This window comes from Neolewinella maritima, assembly GCF_923081025.1.
GTDB lineage: Bacteria > Bacteroidota > Bacteroidia > Chitinophagales > Saprospiraceae > Neolewinella > Neolewinella maritima.
Genome location: NZ_CAKLPZ010000001.1, coordinates 1833817 through 1853227, shown reverse-complemented (window position 1 = coordinate 1853227; position 19411 = coordinate 1833817). Strand labels below are relative to the sequence as shown.

16 protein-coding genes are annotated in these 19411 nt (G+C 59.7%); 8 read left to right on the top strand and 8 right to left on the bottom strand.

The window, feature by feature from the left end; translation table 11 throughout:
• Window positions 1-22 precede the first annotated feature (22 nt).
• Entirely contained in the window at window positions 23-2968 is a 2946-nt protein-coding gene (locus tag MJQ68_RS07700) for a PEP/pyruvate-binding domain-containing protein (RefSeq protein ID WP_238750451.1), read from the top strand.
• Here MJQ68_RS07700 and MJQ68_RS07695 read toward each other — a convergent pair whose 3' ends face one another.
• A complete protein-coding gene (locus MJQ68_RS07695; RefSeq protein ID WP_238750450.1) occupies window positions 2969-3607 on the bottom strand; it encodes a deoxynucleoside kinase in 639 nt (212 codons plus the stop codon).
• A gap of 84 nt (window positions 3608-3691) precedes the next feature.
• The gene (locus MJQ68_RS07690) at window positions 3692-4399 is read right to left on the bottom strand and encodes a hypothetical protein (RefSeq protein ID WP_238750449.1); all 708 of its coding nucleotides are present in this window, start codon (window positions 4397-4399) and stop codon (window positions 3692-3694) included.
• Between the two features lie 175 nt (window positions 4400-4574).
• On the opposite strand from MJQ68_RS07690, the gene MJQ68_RS07685 reads away from it, so the two are divergent.
• Window positions 4575-5918, top strand: a complete 1344-nt coding sequence (locus tag MJQ68_RS07685; protein WP_238750448.1) for a dihydroorotase — start codon at window positions 4575-4577, stop codon at window positions 5916-5918.
• A gap of 209 nt (window positions 5919-6127) precedes the next feature.
• Here the strand turns inward: MJQ68_RS07685 and MJQ68_RS07680 are convergent, their stop codons facing one another.
• Together MJQ68_RS07680 and MJQ68_RS07675 are read right to left on the bottom strand one after the other, a co-directional pair.
• Window positions 6128-7537 (bottom strand): S8 family serine peptidase, encoded by a 1410-nt coding sequence (locus tag MJQ68_RS07680; RefSeq protein WP_238750447.1) that lies wholly within the window; start codon window positions 7535-7537, stop codon window positions 6128-6130.
• Between the two features lie 3 nt (window positions 7538-7540).
• The gene (locus MJQ68_RS07675; RefSeq protein ID WP_238750446.1) at window positions 7541-8056 is read right to left on the bottom strand and encodes a shikimate kinase; all 516 of its coding nucleotides are present in this window, start codon (window positions 8054-8056) and stop codon (window positions 7541-7543) included.
• Between the two features lie 110 nt (window positions 8057-8166).
• Here MJQ68_RS07675 and MJQ68_RS07670 point away from each other — a divergent pair, with 110 nt between their 5' ends.
• The 3 genes from MJQ68_RS07670 to MJQ68_RS07660 are packed head-to-tail and all read left to right on the top strand — an operon-like array spanning window position 8167 to window position 9893.
• On the top strand, window positions 8167-8631 hold the full coding sequence (locus MJQ68_RS07670; protein WP_238750445.1) for a DUF1573 domain-containing protein: 465 nt from the start codon (window positions 8167-8169) through the stop codon (window positions 8629-8631).
• A 10-nt stretch (window positions 8632-8641) separates the two neighbouring features.
• Window positions 8642-8947, top strand: coding sequence for a preprotein translocase subunit YajC (gene yajC / locus MJQ68_RS07665; protein ID WP_238750444.1), 306 nt, complete (start codon window positions 8642-8644; stop codon window positions 8945-8947).
• A 16-nt stretch (window positions 8948-8963) separates the two neighbouring features.
• Window positions 8964-9893, top strand: a complete 930-nt coding sequence (locus MJQ68_RS07660) for a YbbR-like domain-containing protein (RefSeq protein WP_238750443.1) — start codon at window positions 8964-8966, stop codon at window positions 9891-9893.
• Here the strand turns inward: MJQ68_RS07660 and MJQ68_RS07655 are convergent.
• Complete coding sequence (locus tag MJQ68_RS07655) at window positions 9890-11530, bottom strand: caspase family protein (protein ID WP_238750442.1); 1641 nt, start codon at window positions 11528-11530, stop codon at window positions 9890-9892. The two genes, MJQ68_RS07660 and MJQ68_RS07655, sit on opposite strands and share 4 nt — an antisense overlap.
• Before the next feature lie 375 nt (window positions 11531-11905).
• On the opposite strand from MJQ68_RS07655, the gene MJQ68_RS07650 reads away from it, so the two are divergent.
• Window positions 11906-14539, top strand: a complete 2634-nt coding sequence (locus tag MJQ68_RS07650; RefSeq protein ID WP_238750441.1) for a M14 family metallopeptidase — start codon at window positions 11906-11908, stop codon at window positions 14537-14539.
• Between the two features lie 8 nt (window positions 14540-14547).
• Here the strand turns inward: MJQ68_RS07650 and MJQ68_RS07645 are convergent, their stop codons facing one another.
• The gene (locus tag MJQ68_RS07645; protein WP_238750440.1) at window positions 14548-15255 is read right to left on the bottom strand and encodes a DUF2490 domain-containing protein; all 708 of its coding nucleotides are present in this window, start codon (window positions 15253-15255) and stop codon (window positions 14548-14550) included.
• A gap of 89 nt (window positions 15256-15344) precedes the next feature.
• On the opposite strand from MJQ68_RS07645, the gene MJQ68_RS07640 reads away from it, so the two are divergent.
• Window positions 15345-16154, top strand: coding sequence for an MBL fold metallo-hydrolase (locus MJQ68_RS07640; protein ID WP_238750439.1), 810 nt, complete (start codon window positions 15345-15347; stop codon window positions 16152-16154).
• Here MJQ68_RS07640 and MJQ68_RS07635 read toward each other — a convergent pair whose 3' ends face one another.
• Window positions 16155-16691 carry a hypothetical protein gene (locus MJQ68_RS07635; protein WP_238750438.1) on the bottom strand — a complete coding sequence of 179 codons (537 nt, stop codon included), beginning with the start codon at window positions 16689-16691 and terminating at the stop codon, window positions 16155-16157. It lies immediately after the preceding gene.
• Window positions 16692-16706: 15 nt separating this feature from the next.
• On the bottom strand, window positions 16707-17627 hold the full coding sequence (locus MJQ68_RS07630; RefSeq protein WP_238750437.1) for a hydroxypyruvate isomerase family protein: 921 nt from the start codon (window positions 17625-17627) through the stop codon (window positions 16707-16709).
• 55 nt (window positions 17628-17682) lie between these two features.
• Between MJQ68_RS07630 and MJQ68_RS07625 the strand changes: the two genes are divergently transcribed.
• The gene (locus MJQ68_RS07625; RefSeq protein ID WP_238750436.1) at window positions 17683-19395 is read left to right on the top strand and encodes a PA14 domain-containing protein; all 1713 of its coding nucleotides are present in this window, start codon (window positions 17683-17685) and stop codon (window positions 19393-19395) included.
• Window positions 19396-19411 lie beyond the last annotated feature (16 nt).

Here is a 19411-nt window from a genome sequence, read left to right as displayed (position 1 = left end):
TATGCCCCAAAGCTTCCCGTTAATGTATCTTTCTACCCCGTCGATCAGATCCTTCAGTCTGACGATCCTGCTCAGTGTCGCTACCCTGGCTACGGCGCAAACCGACTTATCAGCCACGCGCATTGCGGAACTTGTCACCGAGTTTCGCAACGACCCACGGGGACCTTACAAAGGCATATTCTGGTTCTGCTCCGATGGAAGCATCCGGGCGGCCCGCGATCCCTGCCCGAACGACGACAGCGCCCACCAACACGCCGACTACAAGCCCGTAGTAGACCGGCTCATGCGCGACGAGCAGCTGTACTTCGGCCAGATCCTGACCGATACCCGCTACGCCGACTTTTGGGATGACGGGATGGACCATAGCCGCCTCAAGCAGTACCAGCTCAACAATTACCTGACCAACACCGATAACGGCTGGGTACTGGAAAAAGCGCGCTTCTACCGTGGCGCCTTTCAGGTCGAAGATGAAGAGGAATGGGGCCGTAAGTTCTTCCAGTGGCTGCTGGCTAAGGACGATGTGCTGCGTACCGACTTCTACCTCATCATGCAGGCTGCCCGCGATATTCCCCACCGCGGCGATACGGACCTAAACCAACGCATTCGCGCAAAATCCAAGGAGATCGCGGACAGCTATCCAGACTTCATGGAACTGCGCATCAAAATTCACGGCCGCCCCGCCGCCGAGGATGCTGACGCCGTGCGTGCCTTTATGGAACAGCACGACGCCCAGTTAAAGTCCAAGCAGCTGTACGCCGCCGCCACCCAACTGGTCGAAGACATCGATACGGCTTATGGGGGCAGCGACCTGGCCACCATCGCCGATCTGGTCACTGCACTACCCGAGTCGGATAGTCTGCGCTCCCTCATCCGCTCCTTTGTCAACGCGCAGTCTGCTATGGAGGGGTCCACGGAGTCGATCTCCCGATTGACCGCCGCAGCTGACCTCAGCCTGCGTATTCGCAGCAACCTGGCGATCACTCCCCGACGGGCACAGCATCGGCTGGCGCTCATCGACATCAATAATGAACTAGGCGATCTGATCTTCCGGAGTGCGGCAGACTGGTCGCCACAGACCGCCCGGCAGCAGATGGAGAAGATCTGCTACCTCGGTCAGGCCGCCGCCGGTGCCGGCTTCGTAGAGCTCTGGGAGTTCGAGCAGGGGGGGAGTCAGCTGGCTGACCCGAACTACCAATACATCTGGCCCGGTATGCTCAACGCATACCTAGACAACGCCCGGCGGTTCGTAGAATGGGGTACGGCAACTAATCGCTCCACCTACGCGGAGGTCGTAGAACGCTACGCCACCTTCGAACCCAAGGCGCTAGGTTTCCTGGACGATCGCATCCGCGGCTCGGTCCTGCTACCATTGGGGGAGGCCGTCGGTGCGCTCGGCGACTGGCTGGCACGTAACAGCCAATCGGGCAACGCCATTCTAGATATCGCTACCCAGGCGCAGGCGCGCGGCCTGAATGCCGGCTACGCACGGGGGATCCTCCACCTGATCGAGGGTACGCCCGATGAGGTGGAAGTGAATAACCGTGACATCTTCGTCTTCAGCCGCCCCCCCGCTGACCTCAAGCCCGTAGGTGGCATCATGACGGTAAGCGAGGGCAATATGGTGAGCCACGTACAGCTGCTGGCCCGCAACCTGGGGATACCGAACGCCGTACTCACCGATCAGCAGTTTGCCGAGCTCCAGCCCTATGCTGGTGAGGAAGTTTTCTTTGCCGTCTCCCCGGCGGGCACGGTGATTATGAAGCCGGTAGACGAGATGAATGATACCGAGCAGGCGCTCTTCACCGTGCAGGAGCGCAAGCAAGAGCGGATCCGCGTACCCGTTGACCGCATCGACCTGACAACCCGTGATGTATTGAACATGCGCGACGTAGGCAGTGAAGACAGCGGCGTTCGCTGCGGACCGAAGGCCGCTAACCTAGGACAGCTCAAGCGGCTTTTCCCGGATAATGTGGTAGAAGGCCTCGTCATTCCCTTCGGTGTATTTCGTGAGCACCTGGATCAGGCGATGCCGGGGCAGCCAGCCGGCACCACCTACTGGACGTTCCTGAACGACCGCTTCGCCCAGGCCACGGCTATGGAAGAACGCGGACAAGCCGCCGCCGAAGTAGAGGCGTACACCTTAGATCAGCTGGCTACCCTGCGGGAGGCCATCGCTGAGATCAAGATCCAGGGCAAACTGATCGCCCAGTTGCGCAGCGGATTCAGCGAGGTGCTGGGTGGGCGGTTCGGCGACGTTCCCGTCTTCCTCCGCTCGGATACGAATATGGAAGACCTCGCGGACTTTACCGGTGCCGGTCTTAACAAGACGGTATTCAACGTAGTGAATGAGACGGCCATCCTCAATGGAATCAAGGAGGTATGGGCTAGCCCATATACCGAACGTAGCTACCGCTGGCGACAGCGCTATCTGCTCAATCCCGAAAACGTGTTTCCCAGTATCCTGGTCATCCCAAGTGTCGATGTAAATCACTCCGGCGTCATGATCACTAAGGGCGTCACGACGGGCAACCAGGACGATATCACCGTTGCCTTCAGCCGGGGTGCGGGGGGCGCGGTAGACGGTCAGGCCGCCGAATCGTACCTGCTGGACCACACCGGCCGCTTCACCCTGCAGGCCCCGGCCCGCGAACGCCTACACCGCCGCCTCCCCGTTACCGGAGGGAGTGTGATGGTACCGGCCGCCTTCGATCAGTCCGTACTGAGCCGGCGCAACCTCACGGACCTGTATGTCTTAGGGCAGCGGGTCGAAGAGGTCATGCCGCAGGCGCCCGGAGTAAGTTCCGAAGGCCCTTACGATGTCGAGCTTGGCTTCGAGGGCGATAAGATCTGGCTGTTTCAGATCCGACCGTTCGTCGAGAACAGTAAGGCACAGAGCTCCGAATACCTGCAGAGCATCTCGCCACCGGAGCGGGAGGGAGTGTATATCGATCTCCATTCGTCGTTGTAGTTACACGCCGAACAGTCCGTGTAACTTACCGTCCACCATATTGATCACCCGACCCAGGTCTTCCTTCTTGTTGACGAAGTCGACCTCATCGACGTTGATGATCAGGATGTTGCCATCCGTGTAGCCGGCGATCCAGTCCTCGTACCGGCGGTTGAGCTGCTTGAGGTAGTCCAGGCTCATACTGCCTTCGTAGTCCCGGCCCCGACTTTCGATATGGGCGACCAGCGTACCGATACCGGCACGTAGGTAGATCAGTAGATCCGGCGGCTCGATGCGGCTGGTCATCGTACGGAACAGCTCCGAGTAGCTCTCGTAGTCGCGCTCCGTCATCAGCCCCATCCCGTACAGGTTGGGGGCGAAGATGTTGGCGTCTTCGTAGATCGTCCGGTCCTGGATCACGGTGTGGTTACCGTCCTGAATATCCAGGATCTGCTTGTAGCGATTGTGCAGGAAGTATACCTGCAGGTTGAAGCTCCAGCGCTTCATATCGTTGTAGAAGTCGCTGAGGTAGGGGTTATTCTCCGCGCTCTCGTAGTGTACTTCCCAGCCGAAGTGGGTGCCGAGCTGGCGGCAGAGGGTGGTCTTACCCGCACCGATGTTTCCGGCGATGGCGACGTGTTTGATGGGCGTATGTTCCATGGGCCGCGCAAGATCGCAAAAATGTACCGGCACGCCCCCCGTACGGGCAATCCATCCCAGCCGCGGCCGCAGGTGCGGAGCTTTCTACCAACTAAGACCAAAGCGGGCCTCGATCTGTACGACCGCACCGCTTACGTCGTTGGCCGTCACGCCCTCTACGTCCACGCCGCTGGCAAAACGGTAGCCACCTTCTATGCCCAGGCGAAACCACTGAAACAAGTTGATCTCGGCGCCGGCCATAAGCTGGCCTACGAACATGCGCTCCTGAAATTCCGTGACCGATCCATCGAGGCCGAGCACACTACCCTTGATCCTACCGGGTCCGAGGATGGTGGTGATGCGCGGGTGAATGGTATTATCCGAACCAGGACTGTAGGCCAGAATGAACCCGCCGTGCCGGAAGTCGTAGGTAGGCTGCTCAATAAGACTCGGCACGTCGTCCGTGGTGAAGGGATCGCGCGACGACCAGCCGCCGTAGCCGATGAACACATTATCATCCAGTTCCAAGCCACCGAAGCCACCGCGCACCAGTGCCCAGTCGTCGCCCGTAGCGGAGTAATTGTAGGTAGGGCCACCCCAGAGCCCGGACAGATCGAGGTCGCCAAACAGCGTATTCTCCCGCCGTGGCGCGTACCGGCGGCTTCTCTTGTCACCGTTGGCTGTGGGTTGAGTAGTACTTTGGTGGTAGGCCCGAACGCCTGTGTCCGTTGGGGCCGGAGCGGTAGACGATGGGCCCTGAGCGAATGCCAGCGCGCTGCTAGCGAGGAAGAGGAGTGTAGTAAAGAGCTTCATAGTATTGGGTTTTACAAACGGGAACGGATACTGCACCTGCGGCCCCGCCCCGTGGGTAAGGGCGGTAGCGGTACGGTAAAGGTTGCAGTTTGGCTCCTTAAATTTTGTGATCGTACTATTAAGGAGAAGCTAAAGTCGGTGGGGGAGGTAGTACTTTGGCGGCAAAGACCGCAGCATGCCACAGCAATCGATCCTCATAAAGGGGGGAACACTCATCAATAGGGGCCAACGAATGGAGGGTGACCTGCTACTCCGCGGCGGCTTTATCGAGCGGGTAGGGGGTACGATCGATGTGCAGGTGGACCGCGAGATCGACGCACGGGGCTGTCTGGTACTGCCCGGTATCATCGACGATCAGGTGCACTTCCGGGAGCCCGGCCTGACCCACAAGGCCACTATCGCCTCCGAAGCGCGCGCAGCCGTGGCGGGTGGCACGACCACCTTCATGGAGATGCCCAATACCAAACCGGCCGCACTGAACCAACTGCTGCTGGAAGAAAAGTATAAGATCGCGGCCGCGGGCAGCGTGGCCAACTACAGCTTCTACATGGGGGCTTCGAACGATAATCTCGATGAGGCCCTGCGCACGGACCCCACTACGGTATGCGGTCTCAAGATCTTCATGGGGAGCAGTACCGGCAACATGCTGGTGGACAACGAGAAGACGCTGGACGCGCTCTTCGCGCAGAGCCCGCTGCTGATTGCGACCCACTGCGAAGACGAGGCTACCATCCGCCACAACGCTGCCCTGGCGCGGGCGCAGTACGGTACGGACATCCCGGTACGCGAGCATCCTAACATTCGGTCGGTAGAGGGGTGTCTGAAAAGTAGCTCGCTGGCCGTTGCGCTGGCTAAGCGGCACAATACCCGGCTGCATATTTTACACATCAGTACGGCGGATGAGATCGCCCTGTTCCGCAACGATATCCCCCTGAAGGACAAGCGGATCACGGCGGAAGTCTGCGTCCACCACCTCACCTTTAATGCGGCGGACTACGAGCGGCTGGGGAATAAGATCAAGTGCAATCCCGCGATCAAAGCGGAGCACCACCGCGCTGCGCTGCTACCCGCTCTGCTGGACGATCACTTCGATGTGATCGCTACGGACCACGCCCCGCATACGGCGGCGGAGAAGGCCCAGCGCGACTACTTTAAAGCGCCCGGCGGACTCCCACTGGTACAACATAGCCTAGACCTGATGATGCGGTTGGAGCAGGCCGGTCAGATCAGTCTAGAACGGATCGTGGAGAAGATGTGTCACGCACCGGCGGTGTGCTTTGAGATCGACCGGCGGGGCTACCTGGACGAAGGGATGTACGCCGACGTGGTGATCTACGATCCCAGGACCGAGTGGACGGTGCGGCCCGACACTATTCGCTATCAAGTGGGGTGGTCACCGCTCGAAGGAGAGACCTTTCGGGGGCGCGTACGGGAGACTATCGTGAGTGGTCAGCTAGCGTATTCGGCCGGTCGGGTCAACGAGGAGGTGCGGGGGCAGCGGATTCGGTTTACCCGCTAGTCAGGGGGAGCAAAGAACCCCGGTCATCCTTGCGGCGCCGGGGCTCGTTCCAACTTACTGATACCAAATAAAAAAAGGGTGACGGGGCTAGCCGCGTCATGTCTTACCGGCTGTAACCTCAGGTAGTGGAGATTGTTGTCACAGCTGCTTCTCCCAAAAATAGGAAGCCTGCGGCGGAGCAGCAAGCCCAAAACGCAAAAACCGAAAACTTATTCCGGGTCCTGCCGCAGGTAACGGTATGCAGCCATAAAATTCGGTAGTCCGTAGCCGGTGGCGGTGTCCGGTGCCGCAGACTGCGATGCGGTAGCGCGGATGGCATCCAGAATCTCCTGGTTGGTCGCGTCCGGAACGGCCTGTAGTAAACAGGCCGTCATACCGGTGATGAGTGGTGCGCTGAGACTCGTGCCGTTGGCGGCGGTCAGCCCCTGTCCATTGGAGGCTACGGCGGCGATCAATACGCCGGGTGCACTCACGTCTGGTTTGGTGCGTCCGTCTGCCGTAGGACCGAGGCTACTGAAGTATGCGCGCTCATCGGTATCGTCCAGTGCACCGATGCTGAAGGCTTTGTCCGCATCGGCGGGGATGCCGATGTGCAGCCAGGGATCGGCGCCGTTGTTGCCGGCACTGGTCACTACAATCATTCCCCGGGCAAAGGCCCGGTCGATGGCTACGGATGCCGGACTCTGTCGGCCGTCCAGATCTTCGTAGGCGTAGTTCATGGTGCTGTCCGTGAAGGTGGTGTAGCCCAGGCTGCTATTGACCAGATCTACACCGGCGCTGTCGGCGAGCTCTAGGGCGATGGCGTAGTTAAGCTCCTCCATCCGGTGTTCGCCCCGACTGTTCTCCGTTTTGAACAGGATGTATCGTGCTTCCGGTGCCAGTCCGATAAAAAAGAAGGGGTGTTGGGCGGCCATCGTACTTAGCACGGTGGCTCCGTGCGTAGACCCATCCAGGGCGGTGCTGTCCTGTTCCACCAGGTCGTAGTTAGCCGGTACGGCGGCCTCCTGATCGTAGCCCAAAAAATCCTTGTAGCCGACATCCGGGAAGCCGCCGTCAAACACCGCGACTAGCACGCCCGCTCCGCGAAAGCCCATTCGGTGCAGACTGTCGCCCTGAAGGTGTTGCAGGTTCTTCCAGCCGAAGCCGTAAAATTTTTCCGCTACCGGTACCGAAGCTACCTGAGGTGCCGGCCGGTCCAGTTGCGCTGGCAGGGGCAGCCGGGCACCGCGTTCGTACTGCAGGGGAGCGGCGTAGTAGGTTGTATCGACGAAGGGGAGGTCATCTACCGGGCCGAGTTGTTCCGGCGTAGCAACGATCACTACCCCGTTCATCCACTTGCTGCGTAGCCAGATGGAGAGGCCCAGATCATGCAGTTGGCGCTCGTATGCAGGGTTGATGGGTAGGTCAAGCTTCTCGATGGGCGTGCCGTGCTTATCGCGGCGTGCAAGCGCCCGGGGGCTGAGGAAGTCCTCCGGCTGATCCAGTTGAAAGGGGTAGTCCACGCCATCTACATTCTTGTCCGTGAAACCGACGAAGTACAGGCCACTTCCGGCGGCGGCCTGTCCCGGTAGACTCACCGATGCCAGAAGGGGTAAAAGGAACAGAAGAACGATGCGCATAGCTTAGGTAGACTGGAGTCGAAGAAGATGTGTGTACACCAAACGCGCTACGTCATCGGTCTGGTTGTCGATACGGAGGTGTATGGTGGCCTGTTCGTAGCAGGGACGACGCTCGGACAGTTTGTCCAGGATGCTGCGCTCCAGATTTTCAGCCGTAGCGAGCAGCGGCCGGTGGCCTGCCTCCGGTTGCAGTCGTTCCAGCAGCAGCTCCGGGGCTACGTCGAGAAATACGGTGGTGCCCAGCTCATTTAAGTCAGCGATCAGATTGTGGTAGCAGGGCGTACCCCCGCCGGTAGCCATGACGAAGTAGGGTAGGGCAGCGAGACTAAGTAGTACGTCCCGTTCGAGCTCGCGAAAGTAGCCCTCGCTGTGGTATGCGAAGATTTCCGTGATACTCATACCGGCCCGCTTGGCTACGTAGTCGTCCAGATCGACGAAGGGCATTCCCAGCAGGCCGGCCAGGATGCGACCGCAGTGGCTCTTGCCCGATCCCATGAAACCTACCAGAAATATTCGCATGGGTAAAACTTGTGAGACGATCCGAAGCTGTGGTGTACGTGGTCCAAGGTAGGGTATGCCGCCTCATCAGTCCGCTTGCTACCTTCGCGCTCCCGTTCAATTGCCACTGTATGCTGCACCGGTTTGCGCCCCTTTTACTTGTATTACTGTGGAGTTGCGCGCAGGACGGACCTGCCGCTGAACTACCGGCGCAGGATGGGGAGGACCGCACAGCGGATTTCGTGCGAACGGCCATACCCCCCACGGCCTTCGATAGCGCGGAGCACACTACGGTATCGGTGCCGGCTACCCGCTACGACTTTGGACGGGTGCGGGCCGGCCGCACCGTGCGGCATACCTATGCATTTACCAATACGGGCGTACGACCACTCCATTTCCGGGCGGTGCGGCCCAGCTGCGGGTGTACCGTAGCGAGCTACCCCACCGCCCCGGTTCCACCCGGAGTGACGACCGAAGTAGAGCTTACGCTGGCGACCGCCGGATTGCTGGGGCGGCAGTCCCGTCCCGTTGTTTTCATCACAAATACTGTGCCTGCCGAAACTACCGTTTACCTTAGCGGCGAGGTAGTACCCTAAATAATTACCCATGTACTTACAGGCAACCGGCGGCTTATTCACAAACGGATTTTTCATGATCGCCATGCTGGCGGTCCTGGTATTCACCATGATCCTGCCCCAGCGCAAGCGGAGCAAGCAACAAAAGGCCTTCATGAGTAGCCTCACCAAGGGCCAGCGGGTGGTCACCGCCAGCGGTATCCTGGGTATCGTCGACAAGGTGGAGGACAATGTCATCTCCCTCAACGTAGGCAACAAGACGTACATTCAGGTCACCAAGAACGCGATCTCCAAGGAGCTTACCGATGCCATCTATCCCGCAAAGACTGACGCGTAGCCTCACGCTACGTAATATGGCTACGACGGATCGGCAGATGCTGCTGATCTGTATGGGCCTGGCCTTTGTGTTCTGGCTGATCCTCAATCTGTCGCAGGAGTACGAGATCAACAAGGATGTCAACATTACCTACACCGTAGGCCCCGAACGGGTAGTGGCAGGTACGCCACCCCAGTCCGTGCCCGTGCAATTAAGCGGCCGGGGCTGGGATCTGATCTGGGAAAGCGCCCGGGGCCGCAGCATCGACGTCAGTATAGACCTGGCCGATCAGCGCGAGTTACTACTCAGCAGTAATCTCCTCCAGCAGGAAATCAGCCGGCAGCTCAGTAGCGGCGATCTCGAGGTCGTGAGCATGGGCTTCGAGTCCGTGCAACTCCTGACCACGCCACGTGAGGGCAAACGCGTGCCGGTGATGCCGGATGTCACCGCCAGTTACGTAGCCGGCTACTTTTCGCCCGAGCAGCCTACCGTACGGCCCGACAGCGTGACCGTCAACGGTGCAGCCGATGCACTGCAGGAAATATTCAGTTGGCCGACCGAGCCCCTATTCCTGGAACGGCTGGAACAGAACACGGTAGCTACCGTAGCCCTCCAGCCACCACCTCCGGGCCTCACCCTTAATTATAGCGATGTACAGGTAGGCTTGTCGGTAGAGGCCTTTATCGAACAGCAGCTCAGTGTACCGATTGCGTTGGAACATGCACCGGCGGGCGATTCCGTGCGGGTCTATCCTAACCACGTCACGATCACCCTGACCATCCCCGAAAGTGAATTCGGTAAATACTCGATGACGGACTTTCACGTGGAGGCGGACTTGCTGCAAATGTCCACGGCCGGTGAGGACAATACACTACCGCTAACACTTACACGGGTGCCGGAGGCGATCAAGAGCGTCACCTTCTTTCCCCGTGCCGTAGAATACTACGTGTACCGCATAGACAACTAGAAACGGTCGCGCACCGCCGCAATGGGCATGAGCTCGTCGTAGGTGCCGGTCAGGGTAGGGGTCTGGATGTTGCCGGTGTAGCCCCGCACTTCGCGGTGCACGTAGGCAAACAGTTCCTGGATGGAGACCAGCTTGTCGTGGTTCATATCGGCTTCTCCCTTAAGTCCGCGGATCAGGTAGTGGCTGAACACTCCGGAGCGTAGTCCGCCGTCTTCCATGCTGATCTCTTCTCCCTTACTGGACATCATCAGGGCCGTAGATGCCTGGGCGCTGGTCAGGGCGGAATAATAAGCGGAAAGCGTCTCGGCGCCACCGCCACCACTGCGGGCGGCGAGGCTCCCACTGTGGCAGGCATCGGCAATCACGAGCTTGTGGCGCGAGCGGCTGCCGAGCAGGGCGTCGTGTACGTCTTCGTGGCTGAGCGCGTTGAGCTGCCCGTCGTAGTCCACCGGCAGAAACGAGCCGGGTAAGCCATGTCCACTGAAGTAAAACAGGATCACATCGTTCTCGTCAGCCTGGCGGTAGGTATCGCGCATGGCAGCCAGAATATTGTCGTGCGTAGCATCCTCGTCAATGAGCACTTTGACCTGATCGTCGCTCAGCGCACCCCCTTCGATGGACTTCAGGAAGGCGTACACCTGGTAGGCATCGTCGTCGGTGTAGCGTAGGGTTTTCATGTGCTGATAGTACGCGCAGCCCACCACGACGGCCCAGACCTTTACGGCCGGATCGTAGGCAGCCTGAGCGAGTTCGGTGGGTTCGGTCGTAGCGGTATAGAGGGAGCGGAACAACTCGCCCTGCTCCCAGATCCCGCCCTGTACCTGACCGTTGGCGTAGTGCATCACACCCAGACCACTGGCTTGGTGATTACGGTACTCTCCGTGGTAGGTATCACCGGTGGTGAAATTGACCGTGCCCCGGCCATCGGGGGATCCGTTGCGAAATGCGCCGTGGTAGACCGTGCCGTCCGAGTAGGTAAAGGTGCCAGGACCATCGGGGCAGCCCTCATTGCAGTCGACAAGCTCGGCACTGGAACCAGTGAAGCCCAGCGCGGCCCAGTTGAGCTGTAGGTCGTCTTTTGCCCAGGTACCGGTGACTTCCGTACCATTGCTGTAGTGCATCGTGCCCTCCCCCTGTCGTAGGTTCTTACTCCAGTTGCCCCGGTATTCGTCGCCCGTAGCGTACTGCATAATGCCGTAGCCCTGCAGCATATCCTGTTCCATGGTTCCCCGGTAATAGTCGCGGTTGGCAAAGGCAAAGCTGGCTTCTCCCTCCAGACGGTCGTTGCGCCAAGTGCCCTGGATGCGGCTTCCATCGACGTACTGAAGTTCGCCGGCACCATTTCGTTTGCCGCCGCGCCACCCGCCATCGTAGCGGTTGCCGACCGCATCGGTCAGCTGGCCCCGCCCGTTCTGCAGTTGCTGCTCGAACTGGCCGGTGTAGGTAGAGCCGTCGGGGTAGGTAAGGATCCCCTTACCGTGGAATTTTCCTGCCCTGAAGGCTCCCGAGTAAAGCGCACCGTCGGCGAAGCGTAGGGTGCCCTCGCCGTTGTAGCAATTGCCGCGCTGGCAGCGCCCCTGGGAGAATCCTACCAGCCCGAGCAGGAGAAGACAAGCTAGTAATTTGAATCGTAACATGTTTGACGTGTGTGAATGTGTAGTATCAGTGAACACAGCACCCTGCTGCTGCCCCCCGCTCGACCTCCCCGGCCAGGAGTGGCGGGTAAGGTCAGAATCGGGTCGTAAGTACCAATAGCATCAAATAGCCTAATTCGATCGGTGAAATACAATGCGCTGAAAACCGTGTGATAAAGAGAGACGCTGTAATAGCTAAGTTGCCTTCCTTAAAATTGCGGCTTTTATACTTTAAAACAAGCAGTAATAAGGAAACGGTAGCTTTTGTCGGGTAAGCGGTAGGCAGATCGGCAGCGGCGGTAGCTTTTGACTCCGTTCGGTCCACAAGCCCATGCAGCGGTGTATTGTACATTGGCCCCCCGTAATACCGTTCCGCCTATGTTTCGTTACTCCGTCGTCACCTTCTTTTTGCTGCCGTTCTGCCTCCTGGCCCAGCTTGACCCCAACGATCGCTTCGTTTTCCCGGAGAATGTAGCGACCTCGGATATCATGACCCCCCGCCAGTTTTTAGGCTACCGCGCCGGAGACCGGTTCACGGAGTACGCCCGGGCGGTCGACTACTTCGACTACCTGGCTACGCAGAGTCCACGCATCGCCACCACCCGCTACGGGAGCACCTATGAGGGCCGTCCGCTCGTACTCGTCACCGCCGGCAGCGAATCGAATATGCAGCGCCTGGAGGAGATCCGGCAAAATCAACTAAAGTTGGTCGACGGATTCCGGTCGGCGGGGCCGCAGGTGCAGGAGCTGTTGGAGACCCAGCCGGTGATCAACAGCTACAGCTACAACATCCACGGTAACGAAGCCAGTAGCACCGAAGCCGCCCTACAGGTAGCCTATGAGCTCGCCACCACGGAAGACCCTGCCACCCGCGCTGCCCTCGATAGCAGCGTCATACTGCTCTTCGTCTGTATCAACCCGGACGGGCGCGACCGCTATGTCTACTGGTACAACGGAATGAGCCGCAGTACCGGAGGCATGCAGCCGGACGATCTGGAGCACCATGCCCCCTGGCCCAACGGTCGTACGAATCACTACTGGTTCGATCTCAACCGCGACTGGGTCTGGGGCGTGCACCCGGAAAGCCGTGGCCACACGGGTATGTACCAGCGCTGGATGCCCAATGTCCACACCGACTACCACGAACAGGGCTACGACGCCAACTACTTCACCGTACCCGGCACCACTCCACGCAACCTGCTCCTGCCCGATGCCTACGAGCGCTGGGCGGACACCTTCGGACGGGCCAACATCGCCCACTTCGACGCCCAGGGGGTAAGCTACTTTACCCGCGACCGCTTCGACTTCTTCTACCCCAGCTACGGCAGCAGTTACCCCTCCGTCATGGGTGCCATCGGAATGCTGACCGAACAGGGCGGTATTGCCGCCGGCCGTGCCGTAGAGACGGAAGACGGCTACGTACTCACCCTGCGGCAGCGCATCTGGGATCACTACACGACCAGTATCGCACAGATACAGACCGCGGCGGCCAACCGCCGTGCCCTGCTCGACTATAGCCTCGCTGCCTGGAATCCGTTGACCAGCAAGCAGGGTACCACGGCCTACCTGATCGAAGACGATGGCAGCGACTACGTAAACGACTTCCTACAGATGATGCTGCTAAACGGTGTAGAAGTAGAGCGAACAACGGAAGAACTCACCGCCGCCGGTGGCAGCTACCGTGACGGGTCAGTCGCTGAACGGACGCATCCGGCCGGTAGTCTGATCATCGCCACTGAGCAGGCCCGTCACCTGTTCCTCAATAGCATTATGAGCAACGACCTGGAGATAGAGGATAGCGTCATGTACGATATGTCCACCTGGTCGGCTCCCCTGGCCTACAACCTGGAAGCCTACTCCTTCGACAGTCCCATTCAGGTGAACACCGAACGCGTTACCGCGGTAGAGCAGCAAGGCATTTTCCGCAGTGACGCTACTGCGGACAGGCCCGTTTACGCTTACGCCATCGACTGGGCACAGCGCCAGGCCCCCCGTGCGCTGGCCGCACTCTGGGAGCAGGGACTCCGTGTGCGCGCTGCTCTGGAACCCTTCACCTCCGACGATGGCACCATCTTTTCTGCCGGTACGCTGATCGTACTGCGGGGACGTAACCTGGAGCATGCCGATACCCTACCGGAGTTCATGCGACGACTGGCCGACGACCACGGTCTCCGCATCCGCGCCTTCGCTACCGGTCGGATGCAGGGCGGTAACGACCTGGCCAGCACGCGCAACTTTCCGGTCAGGGCACCCCGGGTGGCCCTGCTCGTAGAGCCCCCCTTCGACACCTACACCAGCGGGCAGATTTATTACCTGTTTGACTGGGAGACGGAGCTACCCGTAACGCGCATTCGCGCGTCCCTGCTGCGTCAGACCGCCCTACCCAAACTGGGTAGCCGCTACGGCTACGCCGATCTGAATGACTATGATGTACTAATCCTGCCGGACGCGGACAAGTTGGAGGAGGTGTTTGGGAAGGAGGAGCGCGAGCTGCTGGAGCAGTGGGTCACCGCCGGTGGCACCCTGGTCGCCGTGGGAAGTAGTACGGAGTTCTTTACCACTGACAATGCCTTCACCAAGCAGCAAGTGCTGCGTACTGCCGCCGACAGCAGTGCGGTAAGTAAAACCCTGGCCTACGCTGAACGGACCGACCACTACGGCAAGCAGAACATACCGGGAGCTGCCCTTCACGCAAGTATCGATACCACCCACCCCCTAGGCTTCGGGCTAAAACCATCGGTGTACACCCTGAAATTTGGGAGTACTGCCCTGGCTCCGATGGCCGACTTTCAGACGGTGGGCCGCTACGCTACCGACTCGACCGCCCTACTGGCCGCCGGCTACGCCAGTGTACCTAACCTGGATCATCTGGCCGGCAACAGCTGGGCCGGTGTGCGCACCATCGGACGAGGTAAGGTGGTATACCTACTTGATAATCCGCACTACCGGATGTTCTGGCGCGGCCCGAGCCGGCTCATGCAGAACGCGGTCATGATCGTCCCGGGCATGTAGCCATTAGACTAGAATAACAGGCGGCGACCGAACGGACGGCGGTACTCCCAGTCGCGATCACGGCGGTCGGGAAGCACGTAGCTCACGTAGAGCCCGATCGTCGGAGATGTCTCCGGCTCGGGAACATTTGCGTCCCGCTCCAGGCGGTAAAAGGCTTCTACGCTGACCCGGGTAGATACTTTCTGTCCCACCCCAAACGTGTAGCGGTGCCGCACGACCTCGTTGCGGCGGTCGAAACGGTAGCGCAATTCGTATTCAGCGACCACTTCGGTGAATTCAAGCAGTTTGTAGACCAGCCCGATCCGGGGTCGTACGGCCACTTCGTGGCCCGCTTCGGCATTAATATTGCGCTCATACTGGGTGCGCAACCGTCCCTCCAGCGAGAAGGGTGACTCGCCGAGCGAGAGCTTGTAATTTATATCGGTGAAGAGGCGGAGGACCGTTGGGTCCTGTGGTCCGTACCTGGGGGTCAGACGAACGCCGGGGGCTACATTGACCCGGTCGCCGACCTTGCGATTGATGGCGAACAGGAGCAGCACGCGATTATCGACCCCCGTACCGAGGGTCTTACGGTGCTCTACCTCAAACTCGTAGCCGTAGCGCGGGGTCACCTCGTGCTCGAACGATACGCCGGTGAACAGGCTGTGCTGACCGAGAACCACCGTACTAGCTAGTATCAGGCAAGCGACGATGATGCGGGAGGTCAGGGGCTGCATAGCGCAAATGTATACGACCTGAAGTCAGCGTGATCACTTTGGAACTCCAACCCCTGTAGTCCGTTGTAGCTACTAACAAACCAAGCACTATGATCCAACGCCTTTCTCTCCTGCTCTGCACCTGCGTCCTCGCCCTGTTTACCTTCAGTTGCGCTGACCGCACGGTAGGTACTTCGACCGAAGACAATGCTTTATCCGCCGCCGATCAGGACGACCGCGATGTAGATCGTACGGATACCGTTGCCATTCACCCCATCATTCATGGATCCACCGTGCTGACGCAGGGTGATCTGACGGTCTTTGTGGACCCCTACGACGGGGCAGAGCGCTACACCGGCTTTGGTGCCCCCGATATGGTACTGATCACCCACACCCACGGGGATCATATGGATACGGCTACGCTGGCTGGCCTGGACTTGTCCGCCGCCACGCTCGTAGCACCGCAGGCCGTGATGGACGCAATGTCTACCAGTTCGTTTGCCGCCACCCACGCACTGGCCAATGGGGAGCGCTACACCGTAAAGGGAGTAGAAGTCACCGCTGTACCCGCTTACAATCCTCCTCCAAAGGAGAACTTCCACCCTAAAGGCGAATTCAATGGCTACGTACTGAACTTCGACGGCACGCGCTACTACTTCAGCGGAGACACCGAAGGGGTGCCGGAAATGCGTGATCTGCAGGATATCGACGTGGCCTTTGTGTGCATGAACCTGCCCTACACCATGGACATCGAGCAGGCAGCCAGTGCGGTAGCAGACTTTGCTCCCGAGGTGGTGTACCCCTACCACTACCGCAATCAGGACGGTAGCAAGAGCGACGTTGAAGCCTTCCGCACGATGATCAGCGAAGCGAACGCGGACATCGAGGTACGGCTGGAAGACTGGTACGCTACCGAGTAGTTAATCACAAGTATACGTACCGGTCCGCGCGACCTGCAAGAGGGCTTCGCTACCGATGGCTCCCTGCAGCTGCGGACCGGTACGATCCAGCAGATTGCCGCCGTAGTAATAGCGGGTCTCCAGCGCAGGGAGGGTGGCGCCGTCTTCCGTCGGCGGGTCGCTGGCCAGCGCGGCAAAGTAAACCTCGCCGTCTTCCAGGTAGTACACTTCCGTATAGACCTGCGTAGGGCGCGGTGGCTGGGCCAGGTGATCGGCCTTGACCAGGTCGTCGGCCAGGTAGCAGAGCGTGAATTGTCCGCCCGCGTCCCCGCAGCTATAGTTGACCGTGTCGCAGCGTAGCCGCCCCTCCAGGTACATGCGATCGACCCGGTCGACCCGACTCTGGGCGAAGGAGCGCTGTTCGTTCGCATCGTCCGCTTCCGTGCGGATACCGGGACCGGCTACTTCATTGCTGGCGGGTGGGGTAGTGGAGGGGGCATCCGGGCCGCAGGCCAGACACAACAGAAGCAGGCCGAGCCCGCAGAGGTAATTAGGCATAGGGTGCAAGCTAGCTCATTTGGCGGCTACGTCAATGCTCCGGTAGGCTTCGATGACGGCCCGCTCACCGGCTTCTCCCTCCATGCTGTTGCCGTGTTCCATGCCGTATACACCGGTATAGCCCTTGTTGTGGATGTACTCCAGTACCCGGCCGTAATTGATCTCCCCCGTGGTGGGTTCCTTGCGGCCCGGATTATCGCCAAGCTGAAAGTAGGCGATCTCTTCCCAGGCCGCGTCGATGTTCGGGATCAGATTTCCCTCCTGGATCTGCTGGTGGTACACATCGAAGAGGATCTTGCAACTTGGACTATCCACTGACCGGCAGATCGCGTAGGCCTGCGCGGCCTTGGTAAGAAACAGTCCTGGGTGGTCGCGGTAATTCAGGGGTTCGAGCACCATGACCAGATCGTGGGGTTCGAGGATGGCTGCGCCCTGCTTGAGCGTTTCCACTACGTTGGCCATCTGGTAGAACGGCTCCAGCCGTTGTTGTACGAAGCCCGGCACCACGGTGATGTGCTTGGCGTGGCAGCGTTTCGCTACTTCTATGGCGGCGGTAATGTCCTGCAGAAAAGCATCGCGGTGCTCCCCGGCGCCGTTGGTCAGCGTGGGCTCGGTCCAGTTGATCGTGTTGGCTACGAAGACGCCCATCGTCATGTCCCGCTCGGCGAGCAGGTCACCGATCTTGGTCTGTAGCTCTGGGTCCCGATTTGGCATTCCATTATCCTCCCAGGCGCGAAATCCCTGGTCGGCGGCAAAACGGATCTGGTCCAGAACGTCCTTGCCGGCAATCGATCGGAACATCCCCTCGTGGGGCGCAAAGGCCAGCGTAAAGGCGGCGGGCGCTGACGCGGGTGCAGTGGAAGCGGCGGAGGCAGCTAGTGCCGCTGGAGTGAGCAGGGAAGCCGCGGTCAGTCTAAGGGCATGGCGTCGTTTCATAGCTACAGTTTACGACAAAGTCCGTACTTCCCGAACGGGAACGTTAGATTTGGGTATGCTTCGATACATCTTCTGTCTCTTGCTACTTGGTGTTTTAGCCTGTAGCTCCGATCCCCTGGCTGTCCGTATGGTAGAAACCGAAGAACGCGCTCCGAGCGATGGTCTTAGCGAGCTTACAGAACTCCCGACGGGTGACGGATGGACTGCCTCCGACGGCGTAGTCATGGCAACCGGTCCCGCTACCCTCGAACTACTTCCTGCCGCGGAGGCCTTCACTGTTGCTTTTACCTTCCGCATGGACAATGAAGCCCGGGCGGAACTCCGCCTGGGGGAGCAATTTGCGCTTAGCCTACCCGGTATGGAGCTGGGCGACTCCACGCAGCGTCGTAGCGTAGCCACGGTACGCCCGGATGTGTGGCAGGATCTGGAAGTAGCATACCAGCCCGCACGCAATGGCGCGCCCCCGGTACTGGTCGCGGCGTACCTGAACGGGAACCTAGTGTACTATCAGGAGGAACTGGAGCAAACTGGCGTGACTGCCAGTCCACTCACGCTCGCGCTGGAACGTGGTACGATGTCCATTTCGGACGTGCGCAGTATCGATCGGGCTGGTCCGTCTTCTACGCTCAGCAGTAGTGGTGAGGTGGTTCTTCGCCTACCACTCATTCGATACAGCTACGCTACCGTAGACGGTGATCCGGAGGACTTTACGGACTGGATTTCCCTAAACCCGGATCAAGCGGGCTACATCGGCCGGTTCGACCTGGGGGCCATTCGTACGCAGCGATCGGGCTATGCGGTGCGCTTCACCTCAGCGCTCGACGTACCCAAGGCGGACACCTACACCTTTCGGATGGGCTCACCGTCTTCTACCCGGCTATACGTCAACGATCGGTTGGTTATCGATCTGGGTGGTCGGGATTCAGACCGGGAGGGGGAAGGGCAGATCGAGCTAAGTGAAGGGAGCCACGATCTTCGCATCGATCACTACCAGTACAGCAATGAAACCTGGCTAAATCTGGCCTACCTAACTTCCGAAGGGGAGGCAGTCAGTCTCAACGATCTTTCGGGAGACGAAGACAGCATCGATCCACCACGGCGCGGCGAGACCCGAGAGTTAGCCACGGACGATAGGCCCTACCTGCTGCGCAGCTTTATGAACTTCCCCCCGGGCCGGGTTTACGACCAGACGGACAAGCGTACCCACGTGATCAGCGTAGGAGAGTCCGACGGACCCCACTACAGCTATGATCTCCACAGCGGTAGTCTGCTACAGGTATGGCGCGGTCCATTCGTGGACGTAGCCGAGATGTGGGTAGGCCGCGGACAGGCCCAAGTCGCCCGACCCCTTGGTAGCGTTATAGCCTTCGATGGCCGTCCGCAGTGGAGTACCGCAGTGGATACCTGGCCGGATAGTGTCAGCGAGCTCCACCACCTGCGGTATGAGCTCGATGCGGCGGGGCGGCCTACCTTCCTCTTTGATCTGGCGGGTACTACGGTATCGGACCAGATACTACCCACCGGTGAAGGCGTACAGCGCACGCTAGCCAACACGGACGGAACCACAGCAGTGTACACCCAATTGGCCTCAGCTCGCCGTATCCAGGAAACCGCCCCCGGCTCCTTCGAACTTCGCGGACCCGGCGCTACCATCGATATCGATGCATACGGGGCCGGCGGACTGCACCTATTGCGCGGTGAGCGTACCGACCGTCTGGTAGCCGAACTACCTGCCGGTGAGCAAATCACCTACCGGATCGAGTGGTAGCTGGCGCACGGCTGCG